This window comes from Thiohalophilus sp. (assembly GCF_046483665.1).
Classification (GTDB): domain Bacteria; phylum Pseudomonadota; class Gammaproteobacteria; order UBA6429; family Thiohalophilaceae; genus Thiohalophilus.
The window spans coordinates 17,951-35,571 of the sequence record NZ_JAWOCR010000017.1 but is presented as its reverse complement, the minus strand read 5'-3'; the positions used below and the strand labels follow the sequence as shown (position 1 = coordinate 35,571).

Here is a 17,621-nt window from a genome sequence, read left to right as displayed (position 1 = left end):
GGGTACCTGCGATCAGTACCCGATAGGTGACTCGTGATCCCGGTCCCAGCAAACCGGTCGCAGCCAGATCGGCCTGGTTCATTAAAACCCGGGGCGCCATCGAAAACAGATCGCCGGCCCGGTCCGGTTCATAGCGCAGAACCTTGCGCAGGGTAAATCGCTTCTCCCCCAGACTCACGGTCTGACCGATTTCAGTATTTAATAAATACAACAAACGGGCATCGACCCAGAGGTCTCCCGGCGCGGGAATCTTATCGGTTGGTGTATCCCCGGCAAAGGGGGTATCGCTGATACGCAATGTTCCGCGCAGCGGGTAGTTTTTTGAGACGGCCTTAACCTCGACCAGATGGGGTTGTCCCTTGCCCAGCACGACGCTGCGAAACTGCGTGGTTGTAGCCACCTGCAGAGGTTGTTCCTGTACGCTATCGACATACCGAAGCACCGGGGCATTGCGGGATTTAATGACCAGATCAGCGCCCAGTAGTTCGGCAGACTGTTCCTGCAGGCCGCGTTCGATCCGATCCGTAAAAAATCCGACGGCCGTAATACTGGTCACCGCAATCACCAGCCCCAGAGCCAGGATACCCAGCTCTCTGGCACGCCAGTCCCGCCATAACATGCGCCAGGAATTTACCCAGAGGAACGAGAAATTATGCAACCGGCGTTCAGTCATGAGGAACCATGGCCTCCGGTTCGACCAAACGCCCGGCAGCCAGATACAACCGTTGCTGACACAACTGAGACAAAAGGGGATCGTGGGTCGCCATAATCAGTGTGGTGCCCAGTTCGGCATTGAGCTCAAACAGTAATTCAATGATCTGTTTGCCGGTCTCACTATCCAGATTTCCGGTCGGTTCATCAGCAAACAGGCAACGCGGTTGTGTGGCAAAAGCCCGGGCAATGGCACAACGTTGCTGTTCGCCACCGGATAACTGGTTGGGATAATGACGAAAACGTTCAGCCAGACCGACCCTACCCAGGATCTGTTCGGCCGTCTGACGTGGCTGCGCGGCACGGGCCAGTTCCAGTGGTAACATCACGTTTTCCACGGCAGTCAGTCCCGGTAACAGCTGAAAATTCTGGAACACAAAGCCCACCCGTTCGGCGCGCAGTTGGGCACGACCATCTTCATCGAAAGCATTTAACCGGTATCCTTCCAGAATCACCTCTCCTTCGGTAGGCAAATCCAGTCCCGCCAGCAACCCCAGCAAGGTGGTCTTGCCCGAGCCCGAGGTACCGAGAATCGCCAGTGAAGTCCCCGCCTCGATAGCAAAATTGATATCATGCAACAGGGTCAAAACTCCGTCACGGGTTTTGACCTGCTTGCCCAGGTGACGGGCTTCCACAAACACACGGGAACTGCCTTCTTTCATGTTAAAAGCCTTTTGTCGACAAGTTATACCAGTACTGCTTGGACTGGTAATCAGCATTAACCATACCGTGTCCGCAGCGGGCAAAACACAGGCAAATATTCTGGTCTTGGGTGACAGTCTCAGTGGGGCATACGGCATCGATCGGGATCAGGGTTGGGTCAGCCTGTTACAACAGCAGCTGTCACGAAAAGGCTATGATTATCGCGCGATCAATGCCAGTGTCAGCGGTGACACCGCCCGCACCGCACTTAATCGGCTTGAACCGGCCCTGCGCACCCATCAACCGGCGATTGTTATCGTGGCATTGGGGGGCAACGATGGTTTGCGGGGTCTCGCCTTTTCTGAAATTCAATCCAGCCTGGCCAGCATTATCGAACGCAGTCAGCAGGCCAATGCCCGGGTCTTGCTGGCCGGTGTACGCCTGCCACCCAACTACGGGCCCACGTATAATGCCAGATTCACGGCGGTATACCGCGATCTTGCCAGCCGCTACGATATCACCCTGGTCCCCAAAATCCTGGATCAGGTTGCCGACAATCCGGCGTTGATGCAAAGCGATGGCATTCATCCGACCGCCCAGGCCCAGCCCCGAATCATGCACAATATCTGGGACAAACTCGCCCCTATGCTGAAGCCGGCCCGGTAACTGAATCTCTCGTCAAACGGGGCCTGGGAGCTTGCATAACTATTGTCAGTCTCCGCTTGTCCGACGGCATCAATCGGGTAATTATTCCGATTCAGAACGGTCCAGGACCACCCGGTTCTTGCCCGCCGTTTTACCGCGATACATGGCCCGATCCGCCGCCTGGATAGTTTGATCAATGCCTCGCTCGTCACTGTATTGGGCTGCGCCAAAGGTGATCGTCACCCCCTGATCGAGGCTGCTGGCGCGCACCGGCTCGGCGAGATATTCCCGCAACTCGTTCAAAACGGACTCCGCTTCTGACAGCCTGACATCCGATAACAGAATCAAAAACTCCTCCCCGCCCCAGCGGCTGATGACATCGTGTCGCCGCAGCCGTTGCTGCATCCGGGAGGCGAGCTTTTTCAACAAGACATCGCCAACATGATGCCCGAACCGATCATTGATTTGCTTGAAATCATCTATATCCCCCAGTGCCAGGACAAAAGGCTTGTCATCGCGGCGAAATCGACTGACTTCATCTTCGATCGCCTGGGTCATGGCATGGCGATTGAGTAACCGGGTCAAGGAATCATAGGTCGCCAGTTGCTGGTAGGCCTCTGTCAGTTTTTGTAATTGCTGCTGTGACTCATTGACACCTTTGGCGTAATAATGTGCCAGATAGGCGGTCACCGCCACGGTGGCTATCAGATTGCCGATATGCAACAGATGAATAATGTCCAGATTCAGATAATAAAGCGGAAATCCACGCAAGGACTGACTATAAAGAAAAATCAGTAACATAACCGGCACGGCGGACAGCAGGAGTTTTTCCAGTAAGGATCGGCCGGGATTGATGAACAACATCGGGCCGATAGCGAGCAGGTAATAATAGAAACCGCTGTTCCAGCCCAGCAGCCAGCTGGCCAGGCTGGCGTGCAGGATAACCTCCAGATAGACCAGCCACAGGGCCAGATTGTGCCGGCTATTACGATTCAGATAGAACGCCAGCGAAAAGGCGGCCAGGCTGAGAATGTTGAACAGATAAAGTTCGCGAATATTGAGCCACAAAAACACAACAAAAAACAGCCCATGCAGCAGCAGACCCGCCACATAGACGTGTTCGGCCGCATAGACAAAACGGAATTGTTCGTGGCTGACCCGAGAGTTACCAAAGGTACGATGTTGCGAGGATTCCTTTCCGTGCGGGGAACTTCCCGGTTCAGTGGCCGTGGACTCGTCTGGTGGCATGGCAGTACTTCTGTTTTTTTAAAGATTACAACATAATCAACGCTGACGACAGCCTGCGAAGATAATCACGCACAGAATAAATGGTTTAAGCCCGGTTCAGCCAATACAGAGAACGCAGCCGGATAGCAGTGGGAGGGAGTCACAAAATAGTCATGTTCCTCTGGCAGTCTCTGGCCGGCAGTCGGAGCGAAATAAGCGGTAAAGAGAGCGACCATGATCAAATGGTTCTGGATCGTTTTGGGCAGTACCTCGACCGTGGGCGGGTTACTGGTTCTCTGGTCTCCACTGCCACTTGGGCTGCCGCTGTTACTGATCGGGATTCCGTTACTCATGAAATATTCCCCGCGCAGCCGAACCACTTTTGTCTCGATCGCGGATCGTTTTCCGATACTGCGGCGATCATTACAGCGCCTGAACCCTCCGGCGGAGGAAGCGCCCGACGCGTCCTCCGTGGAGAAGGATAAAAAACCGACTTCCGGTGATGGATGATGATCCGAGGTAGCACAAACAGAGCAACTTCGCGGACCGTTTCAGGGCAAGTAACCTTCCTCTGAGCCGGTACGGTGCAAGACCTGAATATTCAGGTCCGACAGAGAATTATCCTTCATCGGCAGAAAACTCTTAAGATACAATCAGTTAGTTGAATACGCTCTGAAAACCGGTATCTGGCATGATTGTTGTTAGCATACAAAAAAGCACTCGTGCCAACCGGAGACTACCGCCATGAATAGCCACTTCAATTATGCAACATTTGTTGAGCTGTTTCTGAACGATGACGAGCACGCTCCGACTGCACTCAGCCAGTATCCGGCAGCCGAGCTGGCAGAGGAAATCGCAGAAGCGGGCGTTGACAAGCCGATTTCTCCTCCTGCCTGAAAAAGGTGGACCTTGATGCGGATACATTCCGCCTTTGGCACAGTCTATTACGGCTGTGCCTTTCTTTTTCCAGGATTCGTTAATCAGGTCTATACTTTAAACAGGCCCGGTTGCTGATTTTGCCATATAACTGTCATAACCCGGCCCCAGACTTGAACACGAACACTTTACCGAGGAGATGTGCTATGCAAATGCAGGAAATCCGCCAACTTGCCAAACAACATGGTTTAAAGACAGCCCGCCAGAGCAAAATTAATCTGGTACGACATATCCAGTCAGCGGAAGGCAATTTCGAGTGTTTTGCCACCGCCATCGATGGCGTCTGTGATCAGCCCGGTTGCCTGTGGCGGGAAGACTGTTTTTCCGCGGCGAAAAAAGCGGCGCACTAAAACAACCCCCTTTCAGGTGAGCGCGGGCGGACGTTGCTGCAGAAGCTGTTCGTAGAGTTGTGAATAGCGCCCTGCACTGCGTTGCCAGGAAAAATCCCGGCTCATGGCGACACGCTGGACCTGTCGCCACAACGACGGGTGTGCGTAAAGCTCCAGCGCACGCTGTACTGTCTCTTCCAGCGCCGCGAGGCTGACCTCTGGCATGACAAAACCGCTGCTCTCACTCTCCTGCAATGCCTCACCTGTGACATCGAAACGAGTATCGTCAACCGTATCGGCCAGCCCACCGACCGGACTCACCAGCGGTAAGGTGCCATAACGCTGGCTGTACATCTGATTGAGACCACAGGGTTCAAAACGCGAGGGCATCAAAAACAGATCGGCGCCTGCCTCTATCCGATGCGCCAGGGTCTCGTCATAACTCAGGGTAAGGGCCAGTTGCCGTGGATACTGCCCGACCGCTTCCTGCAATCGTTGTTCATAGCGTTTATCACCGCTGCCCAGAATGATCAGCTGCACAGGAAGTCGGAAGAGAGCGGCCATACTGTCGAGGATCAGATCGATGCCTTTTTGTTCCGCAAGCCGGGTGACCATCCCCATCAGCAACACCCCATTGTCCTGCGGCAAATTGAACTCTGCTTGCAATGACTGTTTATTGAGCTGTTTGTCGCTCAGATGCTGACGGTTATAGCGTTTGATGATCAGTTTGTCTGTTCCCGGGTTCCAGACGCGGATATCCACGCCGTTAAGAATACCGCTGAGATCCGCCGCGCGGTGCGCCAGCACCCCATCCATTCCCTGGCCGAAAGCCGCTGTCTGGATCTCACGCGCATAGCTCGGGCTGACAGTAGTGAGATGATCGGCATACACGAGCCCGCCCTTGATGAAGGACAACTGGTTATAGTACTCCAGCGCAGTAAAATGCCAGAGTGATTCAGGCAGGCCCAGTTGTTCAAACGTGGTGCGATCGAACAATCCCTGATAGGCCAGGTTATGAATGGTGAAGACCGTCGCCGGGCGTCTCTCGTACTCATTGATATATACCGGGAGCAAACCGCATTGCCAGTCATTGCCATGCACGATATCGGGCTGCCACTCAAGATCCAGCTGGTCAATCGCGATCAGAGCGGCAACTTTGTCAAACAGGGCAAAGCGTTGCGCATTATCGGGCCAGGGCTCGCCATCGGCGTCATGATAGGGATTGCCGGGGCGATCGAACAGTGGCGGGCAGTCCACGAGCCAGATCTTCACCCGGCTACCGGGTAAAAAGGTCTGTCCCAGACTAACCAGTTGCCCGTCAATCTGCCATTGACCCAGCTGACGGGGTCGTTGCGGCAAATTGTTCAGCAGATCGCGATAGGCCGGCAGCAACAGGCGCACGTCATGACCGAGCTGTTGCAATGCCCGCGGCAGACTACCGGCAACGTCACCAAGCCCACCGGTTTTGATCAATGGATAGGCTTCGCTGCTGCAATACAGAATACGTCGGGGAATCATTCGTCAACCAGATACTCAAGTACAATGCCGGCCAGAGGCGGCAGGGTCAGTGACAGGGAATCCGGGCGGCCCATCCAGCTAATGCCGGTGGTATGTAATTCGCCCTGGTTACCCACATTACTGCCGGCATAAAATTCCGAGTCGGAGTTATACATCTCGCGATAGCGCCCCGCCTGCGGTACACCGATTCGATAGTCATAGCGCGGCACCGGTGTAAAGTTCAATACCACAACCACAATGCGGTCATCGCTTTTGCGCAGAAAGCTGATTATTGATTGCTCCGAATCGTGACAGTCGATCCATTCAAATCCCTGGTAATCAAAATCGTACTGATGCAATGCCGGTTCACCACGGTATAACTGGTTAAGATCGCCAACCATTTTTTGTAAACCGTGATGCACCGGATACTCCAGCACATACCACTCAAGCTGAGTCCTGGCATTCCATTCCGGTCCCTGGCCGAACTCACAACCCATGAACAGCAATTTCTTTCCCGGGTAGGTATACATAAAAGTATACAACAGGCGTAAATTAGCAAACTTTTGCCATTCATCGCCTGGCATTTTGTAAAGTAGCGACGATTTCCCATGCACCACTTCATCATGGGAGAACGGCAGTATGAAGTTTTCGGTAAACAGATAGATCAAACCAAATGTCAGTTTATCGTGGTGATAGCGCCGATGAACCGGATCCTGTGAAAAATATTCCAGAATGTCATGCATCCAGCCCATATTCCATTTCATGGAAAACCCCAGGCCACCAAGCTCCACGGGTCGGGTAACCTGGGGCCAGGCGGTTGATTCCTCGGCCATAATCAATGTTCCGGGTACCTCACGATGGGTTACCGTATTCATCTCGCGCAAAAAACTGATGGCTTCGAGGTTTTCGTTACCGCCGTGGATATTGGGTAGCCACTCGTCAGTCTGCTCCTTGGAGTAGTCGAGATAAAGCATCGAGGCTACCGCGTCGACCCGCAGGCCATCAAGGTGATATTCCTGCAGCCAGAAGATAGCGCTGCTGATTAAAAAATTGCGTACTTCGTTGCGTCCGTAATTATAGATCAGGGTGCCCCAGTCAGGATGCGCGCCGCGCCGGGGATCTTCATGTTCATACAGGGCGCTGCCGTCGTAATAGGCCAGCGCGAATTCATCGCGCGGAAAGTGGGCCGGCACCCAGTCCAGTAGCACGCCGATATTGTGTTGATGACAGTAATCGACAAAGTAGCGAAAGCCGTCGGGATCGCCGTGGCGTGCCGTGGGTGCATAATAGCCCGTCGTCTGATAGCCCCAGGAGTCATCAAAGGGATGTTCGGTGACAGGCATCAGCTCGATATGGGTAAAGCCGAGTCGGGTGACATATTCGACCAGCCGGTGAGCAAGTTCATGGTAACCCAGCACCTCGCCTTGCTCTCCCCGTTGCCAGGAACCCAGGTGCACTTCATAGATACTCATTGGCTGGTGAAGCCAGTCCGCAGACTGACGCTGTGCCAGCCAGGCGTCATCCTGCCAGGTATAGTCGCTTTCAAAAATGACCGAGGCAGTGCGCGGTCGTAACTCGGTTTGCCGGGCGTAAGGGTCGGATTTTTGCACCACCTTGCCGGTATCGCGATTACGGATCTCGTACTTGTAGAGTTCCCCCATGGGCAATTCTGGAATAAACAACTCCCATACGCCGCTGCTGCCACGGGCACGCATCGGATAACAGCGGCCATCCCAGCGATTGAAGTTGCCGATTACGCTGACCCGCTCGGCGTTGGGGGCCCAGGTCGCAAACCGAATCCCGTCGACGCCATCGACAGTGCAGGCATGGGCGCCAAGCATATGATAGACATGCAGGTGCTTACCGGCCGAAAACAGATTGAGGTCATAGTCGGACAGTGTCGGGCCAAAGGTATAGACGTCATACAGCAGATGAACCCCACCGTCACTGTCGATCCGCCGCAGGCGGTAATGTGCCGACAGAGACTCGCCCCGGCCGCGCCATTCGAAAATATCGCTATTGCCGACCCGAAGGAATACCTCGCCGGTGTCTTCCAGCGTCACCTCCCGGGTATAGGGCAACAATACGCGGATTAATGTTTCACCGGCCTGTTCATGGCGCCCCAGCACCGCAAACGGGTCATGATGGCGGGCCTGCAACAGGCGCTGAAGATCGGGGTTATTCTGCACATGACTGTCGAGCAGTTGGGCTTGTGGCGTATCGGTCATCAGGTTAGTTCCAGAGTTTAGCAGGCGGTACAAACAGTCAAAACTGTTGTTTACATCATAGGTGATTCAGGCGCGACATGATACGGGGAAAATCCCATACCGAAATTGTTGATGTAAACGGACTGTCATACATCGGTCATCCTGTGATGCTGTAATTAAAGAGATATTTACTCACTATTCCGGTGACATAGTCACTCCTGTGCTTCCCAAAAAGACGATGGAGGATTATGCTTGATAGTGTGTCATGGGTATCTTGCTGTGCGACAAAAAGGTGCAACACGCTTTCCCCGGTTCAGGTCGGATCGCTTCCAATTGACGGCTATCGATGCTGGCGCATAAATTGTACATATTGTCCTGCCTGACCCAGGAAAATGGATTAAAGTCCTCAATTATCGAATAAGGAAGCCCCTATGAGTCATCCCCGGTCGCCCCGTTTTGTCAGCCGACTGACCCGAGACACCCTGGCGCTGATCATGGCCGGTGGACGCGGCAGCCGGCTCAAGCAGCTGACCCTGTGGCGTGCCAAACCGGCTGTTCCCTTCGGTGGCAAGTTCCGGATTATCGATTTCCCCCTCTCCAACTGTATCAATTCGGGCATCCGACGAATCGGTGTACTGACCCAGTACAAGGCTCACTCCCTGATTGTCCATATCCAGCAAGGCTGGGGGATGTTACGCGGGGAATTCGGCGAATTTGTTGAATTATTGCCCGCCCAACAGCGCATCGAAACCTCCTGGTATGCCGGCACTGCTGATGCCATTTATCAGAATATCGACATCATCCGCAACCATGACCCTGAATATGTGCTGGTGCTGGCCGGGGATCATGTCTATAAAATGGATTACGGTGCCATGCTCGCCTTTCATGTGGAACAGGATGCGGACATCACCGTCGGCTGTATCCCGGTTCCGGTGGAGGAGGCCTCGTCGTTCGGCGTCATGGACATCGACCAGGAACATCGTATCCGCCGGTTTGTGGAAAAACCGGAACACCCTCCTACTCTCCCCGAAGACCCGACCATGTCACTCTGCTCCATGGGCATCTATGTCTTTAACAAGGAATTTCTGATCGAGCGTCTGATGGAAGACGCCGAGAATAATCACTCCAGTCACGATTTTGGCAAGGATGTGATCCCCGCCCTGCTCGAAAAGTATCGCACCTATGCCTATACTTTCCAGGACCCTGTCAAGGGCAATAATGGCTACTGGCGGGATGTGGGCACGGTCGATGCCTTCTGGGAAGCCAACATGGAGCTGATCGGTATCACCCCGGAGCTGAATCTGTATGATCTGGACTGGCCCATCTGGACCTACCAGGAACAGTTGCCACCGGCCAAATTCATCTTTGATGAGGATGAGCGACGCGGCGAAGCGATCGATTCCATGGTCTCGGGAGGGTGTATCATCTCCGGTGCCACCGTACGCCACTCACTGCTATTTTCCAGTGTCTGTGTCGAATCCTATTCGCTGGTGGAAGATTCGTTAATCCTGCCTGAGGTTAATATCGGCCAGAACTGTGTTATCCGTCACGCTATTATAGAAAAAGGTTGTGAAATCCCTGACGATACCAGAATTGGTGTTGATGCCCAGGAAGATGCCAAACGCTTTTACATATCACCCAAAGGAGTCGTACTGGTGACACCGGAGATGCTGGGGCAACAGATTCGTCATGTCCGCTAAACCATTGAACGTAGTCCTTTACTGGCACATGCATCAACCCGAATACCGGGACCGGCGCAGCGGCGACTATCATCTCCCCTGGACCTACCTGCATGCCATCAAGGACTACATCGACATGGCCGCGCACCTGGAAGCCAACCCGGCCGCGCGGGCGGTGGTCAACTTTACCCCGACGCTACTGGAACAAATCGATGACTATGCGCAACAGATCCAGTCGTTTTTCCTGCAGGGCACAGAAATTCACGATAATCTGCTCGACGCCCTGGCCCGGCCGGTAATGCCCGGCGAACCCAAGCAGCGGCTGGCCCTGATCAAACAGTGCCTGCGGGCCAACGAAAGCCGCCTGATTCAACGCTATCCCAACTATCAACGACTGGCCGAATTTGCTGCATGGCTGGATGAGCATCCCGATGCCATTATCTATCTGCACGATCGCTTTTTAACCGATCTGTTGACCTGGTTCCACCTGGCCTGGCTAGGCGAAACCGTGCGCCGCGAAAATCGCCAGGTTCAGGCATTAATCGAGAAGGGCATTAATTTCAATCAGCATGATCGCCATGTCCTGCTGCGCCTGATCGGCGATTTATGTAGCAACGTGATTGGCCGCTATCGCATGCTTGCCGAACAGGGGCGCATTGAGTTGTCGGTCACACCTTATGCGCATCCCATCATGCCATTGTTACTCGATATTCACTCGGCACGGGAAGCTATGCCCGAGGTCCGCCTGCCCGCAGCAGATCACTACCCCGGAGGGAAAGAACGGGTCGCCTGGCATATCGAAAAAGGGCTGGCCGTGTTTGAACAATACTTCGGCTTTCGTCCCGCCGGTTGCTGGCCCTCGGAAGGCAGTATCAGCGAGGCGACAATCCGTCTGCTGAGCGAGCATGGATTTACCTGGCTGGCCAGTGGGGATACGGTTCTGCGCAACAGTCTTAATCCCGGACACGCCGACAGCCCCTGCCTTCATACTAACTACCGTTACACGGACACGTCAGCCTGCTGCTTCTTCCGTGATGACGGATTGTCGGACCTGATAGGCTTTGATTACGCCACCTGGCACGCCGATGACGCGGTGGCCAATCTGCTTCACCACCTGGAAAATATCGCTGAAGCCTGTCAGGAACAGTCCAACCCGATTGTTTCCATCATTCTGGATGGTGAAAATGCCTGGGAATTTTATCCGGAGAATGGATATTACTTTTTACAGGCGCTGTATGCCGGCCTGGCGGATCATCCCGGTCTCAACCTGACAACCTACAGCGACTATCTGGCGGATCAGCCCGAGCCGATAAGCCTGGAGCGGATCGTCGCCGGCAGCTGGGTATATGGAACTTTTTCCACCTGGATCGGCGATCCCGGCAAAAACCGCGCCTGGGATCTGCTGGTGGAAGCCAAACGCACTTGTGATCAACAACTGGCGTCACGCACATTCAGTGCCGGGCAGCGCGAGGCGATTCTCACCCAGCTGGCCATTTGTGAAGGCTCTGACTGGTTCTGGTGGTTCGGCGATTACAATCCCGCCGAATCGGTGCGCGATTTCGATCAACTCTATCGTCAGCAGTTATCCAATCTGTACATTCAACTGGGTCTGGAACCGCCGGATGTACTGGCCGAGCCGATTTCCCAGGGGGGTGGCCAGCCTGCTACCGGCGGCACCATGCGCCGCGGACAGGAAAGCCACTGAATGCATCCGTTGTACCGGCAGCGGCGCGGCGGTGTCCTGTTACACCCCACCTCGCTCCCCGGTCCCCTGCCTCGTGGGCAAATTTGCCATGATGCCTATCGCTTTATCGAATGGCTGCAACAGTGCGGTATCGGCGTATGGCAAATGCTGCCTCTGGGCCCCACCCATCAGGATAGTTCACCTTATCTGGCACTCTCGGCCCACGCCGGCGACCCGAAATTAATCAGCCTGGACTGGCTGCGGGATCGTCATATGCTGTCGAATTGCCCGGAAGTGATGGATTTTCAGACTCATCAACAACAGCTGGAACGGGCCTGGAAACAGTTCAGTAAGAAGAAAGACCGACGGTTGTTACAGACCTGGCAGCAGTTTAAGCGTGATGAGTCTGACTGGCTGGACGATTACAGTCTGTTTATGGCCTTGCGTGAACAACAGGGCGGGGATGCCTGGCACCACTGGCCGGCCGCATTACGGGATCGGGATGCCGCGACATTGAAACAGACCAGGGATAACCTGGCAGAGCGCATCGAGTTCCATCAGTTTTGCCAGTTTATCTTTTTTCAGCAATGGCAGGATCTGAAAGCCTATGCCGCAGATAATAAGGTGTTACTTTTTGGCGATATGCCTATCTATGTCTCTTATGACAGCGCCGATGTGTGGGCCCAGCGCGAACTGTTTACGCTAGACAGTCAAGGTCATCCACAGCAAGTGGCCGGCGTACCACCGGACTATTTTTCGGAAACCGGCCAACGCTGGGGTAATCCGCTCTACCGCTGGGATATTATGGAGCAGGATCACTTTCAATGGTGGCAACGACGCCTGCAAACCCAACTGCAATTATTTGATATTGTACGCATAGATCACTTTCGCGGTCTGCAGGCCTACTGGTCGATCCCCGCCAAAGAGGAAACGGCGATCAAGGGCCACTGGATCAATGCGCCCGGCGCGAAACTACTTGCCGCCTTGCATACAGCATTCCCCAATCTTCCCCTGGTAGCTGAAGACCTCGGCATGATTACCGAAGAGGTCCATGTGTTACGGGAAACGTTTGACCTGCCGGGAATGAAGATTCTGCAATTTGCCTTCGATGGCGATCCCAACAATAGCTATCTTCCGCATCAGCATGAGTTTCATTCACTGGTCTATACCGGCACACACGACAACGACACCAGTCTGGGCTGGTATCAGCAACTTCCGACTGAAACACAAAATTATATTCGGGATTACCTGGGTCTGAAGACGGACCGGGAAATGCCCTGGCCGTTGATCCGCTGCGCCCTGGCCTCGGTCAGTTGTCTGGCAGTAATTCCGATGCAGGATCTACTGGCCCTCGGTAGCGAATATCGCATGAACACGCCTGGAACAATAGAAGGCAACTGGCAATGGCGCTTTGACTGGCCACAGGTACCGGACGAACTCATCCAAAAACTCCGTCACCTGTTACATCTGTACGGGCGGCTATAAATTGATAAAAGTAAAATATCGCAAAGACGCAAAGAGAGTAATAATTTTGAATATTGAATTTTAAATTTTGAGTTTCACAATCGGAACTCATTCAAAATTCAACATTTAGAACTCAAAATTATTACTCTCTTTGCGTCTCTGCGTTAAGCTTCTCAGATCCAGATCATGAAGCCCATTTCAAACGGATGCCCCAGCAGTTCATGCCAGGGGTAGATCCGCAGCTTGTAGTGATTCAGGCCCGGATTTTCTGGTTCGAGCTGCAGTTCAAAGACATAATCCTCTCCCTCCCTCCCGGTATGGGTAAACTTGTATTGTTCGTGTGTGGTAAATTTACCATTATCATCCCGGCAGCCTACGACACATTCGACAATAACATCTTCCGCAGACAGGCCATTAAGATGCGCCTGAATTACAATTGGCAGCGATTCTCCATTCTGTATCTGCTGTCGAACCTGATCGACCCGACGGATGTTTACATGTTTCCAGTTATGCCGGATTTTCGTTTTCCATTCGGCCAGAGATTTAGCCGGAGCGCAATCGCTCGCGGACAGCCGCAGATAATGGGCACGGGCCGGGGCATAGAAATCTTTGACATAATCGAGCACCATCCGTTGCGAGTTGAAGCGCGGCAGACAGCTTTTCATGGAGGCCTTGGACAGTTTGACCCAACCGGAGGAATAGCCCTGGCTCCCGTAGTCGTAATAAAGGGGGATGATTTCGTTTTCCAGAATATCCAGTAAATCGGCCGCTTCTTCCTGGTCGCGCAGTTCGGGATCCTCATGCCGGGCGTGCGGATGAATTGCCCAGCCATTCTCCCCATTGTAACCTTCACCCCACCAGCCATCGAGGACACTCAGGTTAATGACGCCGTTGATGGCGGCTTTCTGCCCGGAAGTCCCACTGGCTTCCAGCGGATATTCGGGGGTATTCAACCAGACATCCACACCGGTGACCAGTTTACGCGCCATGGTCATATCATAGCCTTCAAGCATGATAATCTTGCCAATAAACTCCGGCCTCAGGGAATACTCATGAATCCTGCGAATCAGTTCCTGTCCGGGTATATCGCGTGGATGGGCTTTGCCGGCAAATACCATCAGCACTGGCCTTTTGGGGTTATTGAGCAATCGGGCAAGGCGCGGCAGATCAGAGAACAATAACGTTGCACGCTTGTAGGTAGCGAAACGACGGGCAAAACCCAGTACCAGAACATTCTTTTCCGGCTCACTGGTATGGCTGGTCAGTCGTTTGAGCTGGGCTTCGCTGAAGCCGGCGCGTTGAAAGCGGCGCCGGGTCCGTTTGTGGACATCTTCGAGCATTTGCGCCTTGAGCTCCTGGCGCAAGCTCCAGTAACGATGATCGGGTATCGAGTCGATACATTCCCAGTATTCAGGTTTATTCAGCTCGCTGCGCCATTCACGAAAACGCATATCAAACAGATTCACCCATTCCCTGGCCAGGAAGGTCTGCACATGAACCCCGTTAGTAACATAGGAGATCGGGTTCTCTATATGGGGAATCTGGGGCCAGACATAGCCTTCCATGGCAGAGGCTTCCGAGCCATGAATCCGGCTCACACCATTGTGATATCGAGAGCCGCGTAAGGCCAGCGCGGTCATGTTAAAGCTGCCGTGATTGTTGGGTGATTCCCCCAGGGCATAAAATACCCCAGGTTCAATATTCAGGGATTTGACGTAATGTTTGAAATAGCGGGTTATCTGTTCCTGCTGAAACATGTCATGCCCCGCGGCAACCGGTGTATGGGTGGTAAAAACCGTGCCCGCGGCAACCAACTCCAGGGCGCTATGGAAATCAACACCCTGTTCCACGTATTCACGGCAACGCTCCGGTATCTGGAATGCCGCATGTCCTTCATTGATATGCCAGACCGTGGGTGTGATACCCATTGCCCGCAAGGCTCGCACTCCACCGATCCCCAGTACGATTTCCTGCTGAATCCGGGTGGTACTGTCACCCCCATACAGTTGAAAGGTTATGCTGCGGTCTTCAGTAGTATTCTCTTCCAGGTCGCTGTCCAGCAGAAACAGGCGTATATGCCCGGCGCGGGCTTCCCAGACCTTGAGGTTGACCGGACGCTCTTCGAGCTCAACCTGAACATAAAACGCCTGACCTTTTGCGTCGCGGGCTGGCTCCACAACCAACTCATCGAAGTTAGTAGGAGTATATTGCGAAAGCTGGTTGCCGTTGCCATCGATAAACTGGGTAAAGTAACCTTGCCGGTACAGTAAACCAACACCGACGAAGGGAACACCCAGATCACTGGCCGCCTTGCAATGATCGCCGGCCAGAATCCCCAGACCGCCCGAATAAATAGGAAAACTTTCGTGCAGGCCAAACTCTGCGCAAAAATAAGCAATCAGATCCTGCCGGGGATCGAGAAACTCGGTGATATTCGAATTGATTTCCTTTTCATGATAAGTCTGAAATGCCGACATGACCCGCGAATATTCTTCCATGAACAGATGATCATTCTCGGCATCATCCAGTTTTACCTGGGCTATGCGGCGCAAAAACACCTTGGGATTGTGGTTGCAGTTTTCCCACAATTCATCATCCAGCCGGAAAAATAAACCGCGTACATCACGGTCCCAGCTGTACAGCAGGTCATTGGCCAGTGCTTCCAGACCCTGCAACTTTTCGGGGATGTTGGGTCGAACTTCCAGCTGGAATGTTGTTTCGCTCATAGGATTCCCTTACCTTTTTCTTAAAGGTGGCTCATCGATCAAATTTAGAATATCAGGTTATGACATCCGGCCCGACACGACCGGTCTTATGGCAAATCGGCAACAGATTTTCACTGACTGCCAGTAACGGCTTCAGGAACTGCCCGGTTGCTTCGAACAACTCGCCCTCGGGAGGTTCGTATTGTTCAATATATAACCGCAGGGTAGCCCCTTCTGTTCCTGTACCCGACAATCGAACCACGATCCGGGCCTGCTGACCAAAAATTATGCGAATACCCTGGTGCTCGCTGAGACTTCCGTCTACCGGATCTTTATAACAGAAATCGTCTGCAGCCGTGATCACAAAGCCATCAATACTCCGGCCTGGTAATGAAGTCAGTTGCGTCCGTAAATTCGCGACCAGTTGTTCGGCGATCTGGCTATCGATATTTTCATAGTCGTGCCGGGTATAATAGTCACGACCAAATTCTCGCCAGTGGGCCATAATAATCTCCGCCACGGATTCGGATCTCACGGCCAGCAGGTTCAACCAGAACAAGACTGCCCACAGCCCGTCTTTCTCACGTATATGCGCAGAGCCCGTGCCGAAGCTCTCTTCCCCGCAAAAAGTAATACGTCCGTCATCCAGCAAGTTGCCAAAAAACTTCCAGCCGGTGGGCGTCTCATAACAGGCTACGTCCAGTTGCGCCGCGACCCGATCCACCGCCCGACTGGTAGGCATGGAGCGGGCCACACCGACGATCCCGTCACGATAACCAGGCACCTGTTGTGCGTTCGCCGCCAGTACTGCCAGACTATCGCTGGGCGTCACAAAAAATTCCTGGCCGAGTATCATATTGCGATCGCCGTCACCATCGGAAGCCGCACCCAGATCCGGTGCACCGCTCGACTGGTTCATAACCGCCTGCAAGCCACTGGTGTGTGCGAGGTTAGGATCCGGATGTGCATTACCAAAATCAGGCTTCGGTTCAGCGTTCAACAGGCACTCCTGTGCGGCGCCCAGGCGGTTAACAAATATCTCCCGGGCGTAAGGACCGGTAATAGCATGCATAGCATCATAGACGATACGTAATTGCCCGCCGGCAAAGCGCTCGCGAATCAATTCGAAATCGAACAACTCTTGCATTAAATCGGAATAATCCTGCACCGAATCGATAATTTCAATCTGGCTCTCCTCCACTTGCCAGCTCTCACACGCCTGTAATGGCAAGGGTTCCATCTCGGCAATCCGGTATTGTGTCAGAGATGAGGCCAGCTGATGAATCCGGCTGGTCACCTTCTCCGATGCCGGTCCGCCACTGTGCGTGTTGAACTTGACGCCAAAGTCCCCGTCCGGCCCGCCTGGATTATGACTGGCCGAAAGGATAATCCCGCCGTCGAGCTGATAGCGGCGAATCAATAATGAGGCGGCCGGGGTCGATAAATAGCCGTGCTGACCCACCAGTATCCGGTGAAAGCCGTTCCCGACCGCCAGGCGCAAAATCGTCTGAATTGCCTCAGGATTGAAATACCGCCCGTCGCCCCCCACTAACAGCGTGTTGCGCCGCTCTGGTTCCAGGCTGTCAAAAATAGCCTGGACGAAATTTTCCAGATAGTGGGGCTGCTGAAACTGAGTGACCCGCTTGCGCAATCCTGATGTGCCGGGTTTTTGATCCGTGTAGGGTTGTGTGCTGATTGTCCTGATTGGCATGTTGATATTTCCGAATCTACAGGCTGTTAGTGTGAATTCAGACTGCCTGTATAACACGTTTTAATGACAGGCTGTTTATCTGTATCCGGGATTTTTTAATAATACCATCCAATATTCATACCGGCTCTGTGACGGGCTGAATCCGGGCTGATAGCCCGTGGCGACGCCATATTCCGGTGCATTC

The 17,621-nt window shown here is 53.5% G+C and carries 14 protein-coding genes; 7 read left to right on the top strand and 7 right to left on the bottom strand.

All coding sequences use genetic code 11. The features are described from left to right. On the bottom strand, nucleotides 1-673 hold a 673-nt coding region (locus tag R6U90_RS04815), incomplete at its 3' end, for an ABC transporter permease (RefSeq protein ID WP_410351539.1). After that, on the bottom strand, nucleotides 666-1,373 hold the full coding sequence (locus R6U90_RS04810; protein WP_410351538.1) for an ABC transporter ATP-binding protein: 708 nt from the start codon (nucleotides 1,371-1,373) through the stop codon (nucleotides 666-668). The genes R6U90_RS04810 and R6U90_RS04815, both read right to left, overlap by 8 nt. 106 nt (nucleotides 1,374-1,479) lie before the next feature. Here R6U90_RS04810 and R6U90_RS04805 point away from each other — a divergent pair, with 106 nt between their 5' ends. Continuing rightward, the gene (locus tag R6U90_RS04805) at nucleotides 1,480-2,019 is read left to right on the top strand and encodes an arylesterase (RefSeq protein WP_410351537.1); all 540 of its coding nucleotides are present in this window, start codon (nucleotides 1,480-1,482) and stop codon (nucleotides 2,017-2,019) included. An 81-nt stretch (nucleotides 2,020-2,100) separates the two neighbouring features. Here R6U90_RS04805 and R6U90_RS04800 read toward each other — a convergent pair whose 3' ends face one another. Beyond that, nucleotides 2,101-3,246 carry a diguanylate cyclase domain-containing protein gene (locus R6U90_RS04800; protein ID WP_410351536.1) on the bottom strand — a complete coding sequence of 382 codons (1,146 nt, stop codon included), beginning with the start codon at nucleotides 3,244-3,246 and terminating at the stop codon, nucleotides 2,101-2,103. A 213-nt stretch (nucleotides 3,247-3,459) separates the two neighbouring features. Here R6U90_RS04800 and R6U90_RS04795 point away from each other — a divergent pair, with 213 nt between their 5' ends. The 3 genes from R6U90_RS04795 (at nucleotide 3,460) to R6U90_RS04785 (ending at nucleotide 4,511) form a co-directional block, all read left to right on the top strand. Then, nucleotides 3,460-3,735 (top strand): hypothetical protein, encoded by a 276-nt coding sequence (locus R6U90_RS04795; protein WP_410351535.1) that lies wholly within the window; start codon nucleotides 3,460-3,462, stop codon nucleotides 3,733-3,735. Between the two features lie 234 nt (nucleotides 3,736-3,969). Beyond that, entirely contained in the window at nucleotides 3,970-4,122 is a 153-nt protein-coding gene (locus tag R6U90_RS04790) for a hypothetical protein (RefSeq protein WP_410351534.1), read from the top strand. Nucleotides 4,123-4,307: 185 nt separating this feature from the next. Then, nucleotides 4,308-4,511 (top strand): SAP domain-containing protein, encoded by a 204-nt coding sequence (locus R6U90_RS04785; RefSeq protein ID WP_410351533.1) that lies wholly within the window; start codon nucleotides 4,308-4,310, stop codon nucleotides 4,509-4,511. Nucleotides 4,512-4,523: 12 nt separating this feature from the next. Here R6U90_RS04785 and glgA read toward each other — a convergent pair whose 3' ends face one another. Both glgA and glgB read right to left on the bottom strand, forming a co-directional pair. Further along, nucleotides 4,524-6,008 (bottom strand): glycogen synthase GlgA, encoded by a 1,485-nt coding sequence (glgA, locus tag R6U90_RS04780; protein WP_410351532.1) that lies wholly within the window; start codon nucleotides 6,006-6,008, stop codon nucleotides 4,524-4,526. Continuing rightward, a complete protein-coding gene (gene glgB, locus R6U90_RS04775; protein WP_410351531.1) occupies nucleotides 6,005-8,215 on the bottom strand; it encodes a 1,4-alpha-glucan branching protein GlgB in 2,211 nt (736 codons plus the stop codon). The genes glgA and glgB overlap by 4 nt, the downstream gene beginning before the upstream one ends. A 410-nt stretch (nucleotides 8,216-8,625) precedes the next feature. Between glgB and glgC the strand changes: the two genes are divergently transcribed. From glgC to malQ, 3 genes are read left to right on the top strand one after another with little or no spacing between them, the layout of a single operon-like run. Continuing rightward, nucleotides 8,626-9,894 carry a glucose-1-phosphate adenylyltransferase gene (glgC, locus tag R6U90_RS04770; protein ID WP_410351530.1) on the top strand — a complete coding sequence of 423 codons (1,269 nt, stop codon included), beginning with the start codon at nucleotides 8,626-8,628 and terminating at the stop codon, nucleotides 9,892-9,894. After that, nucleotides 9,884-11,578: a glycoside hydrolase gene (locus R6U90_RS04765; RefSeq protein ID WP_410351529.1), complete on the top strand. Its 1,695-nt coding sequence runs from the start codon at nucleotides 9,884-9,886 to the stop codon at nucleotides 11,576-11,578. The genes glgC and R6U90_RS04765 overlap by 11 nt, the downstream gene beginning before the upstream one ends. Continuing rightward, nucleotides 11,579-13,042, top strand: coding sequence for a 4-alpha-glucanotransferase (gene malQ / locus R6U90_RS04760; RefSeq protein ID WP_410351528.1), 1,464 nt, complete (start codon nucleotides 11,579-11,581; stop codon nucleotides 13,040-13,042). Between the two features lie 152 nt (nucleotides 13,043-13,194). On the opposite strand, the gene glgP is transcribed toward malQ, so the two are convergent. Together glgP and R6U90_RS04750 are read right to left on the bottom strand one after the other, a co-directional pair. Further along, the gene (glgP, locus tag R6U90_RS04755) at nucleotides 13,195-15,747 is read right to left on the bottom strand and encodes an alpha-glucan family phosphorylase (protein ID WP_410351527.1); all 2,553 of its coding nucleotides are present in this window, start codon (nucleotides 15,745-15,747) and stop codon (nucleotides 13,195-13,197) included. A gap of 52 nt (nucleotides 15,748-15,799) precedes the next feature. Then, on the bottom strand, nucleotides 15,800-17,437 hold the full coding sequence (locus R6U90_RS04750; protein ID WP_410351526.1) for an alpha-D-glucose phosphate-specific phosphoglucomutase: 1,638 nt from the start codon (nucleotides 17,435-17,437) through the stop codon (nucleotides 15,800-15,802). Nucleotides 17,438-17,621 lie beyond the last annotated feature (184 nt).

Excerpts from the sequence above, each read along its gene's own strand:
- malQ (WP_410351528.1), top strand. The coding sequence starts at position 11,579 with ATGCATCCGTTGTACCGGCAGCGGCGCGGCGGTGTCCTGTTACACCCC.
- R6U90_RS04795 (WP_410351535.1), top strand. The coding sequence starts at position 3,460 with ATGATCAAATGGTTCTGGATCGTTTTGGGCAGTACCTCGACCGTGGGC.
- R6U90_RS04765 (WP_410351529.1), top strand. The coding sequence starts at position 9,884 with ATGTCCGCTAAACCATTGAACGTAGTCCTTTACTGGCACATGCATCAA.
- glgP (WP_410351527.1), bottom strand. The coding sequence starts at position 15,747 with ATGAGCGAAACAACATTCCAGCTGGAAGTTCGACCCAACATCCCCGAA.
- glgA (WP_410351532.1), bottom strand. The coding sequence starts at position 6,008 with ATGATTCCCCGACGTATTCTGTATTGCAGCAGCGAAGCCTATCCATTG.
- R6U90_RS04790 (WP_410351534.1), top strand. The coding sequence starts at position 3,970 with ATGAATAGCCACTTCAATTATGCAACATTTGTTGAGCTGTTTCTGAAC.
- R6U90_RS04800 (WP_410351536.1), bottom strand. The coding sequence starts at position 3,246 with ATGCCACCAGACGAGTCCACGGCCACTGAACCGGGAAGTTCCCCGCAC.
- glgB (WP_410351531.1), bottom strand. The coding sequence starts at position 8,215 with ATGACCGATACGCCACAAGCCCAACTGCTCGACAGTCATGTGCAGAAT.
- glgC (WP_410351530.1), top strand. The coding sequence starts at position 8,626 with ATGAGTCATCCCCGGTCGCCCCGTTTTGTCAGCCGACTGACCCGAGAC.
- R6U90_RS04810 (WP_410351538.1), bottom strand. The coding sequence starts at position 1,373 with ATGAAAGAAGGCAGTTCCCGTGTGTTTGTGGAAGCCCGTCACCTGGGC.
- R6U90_RS04750 (WP_410351526.1), bottom strand. The coding sequence starts at position 17,437 with ATGCCAATCAGGACAATCAGCACACAACCCTACACGGATCAAAAACCC.
- R6U90_RS04785 (WP_410351533.1), top strand. The coding sequence starts at position 4,308 with ATGCAAATGCAGGAAATCCGCCAACTTGCCAAACAACATGGTTTAAAG.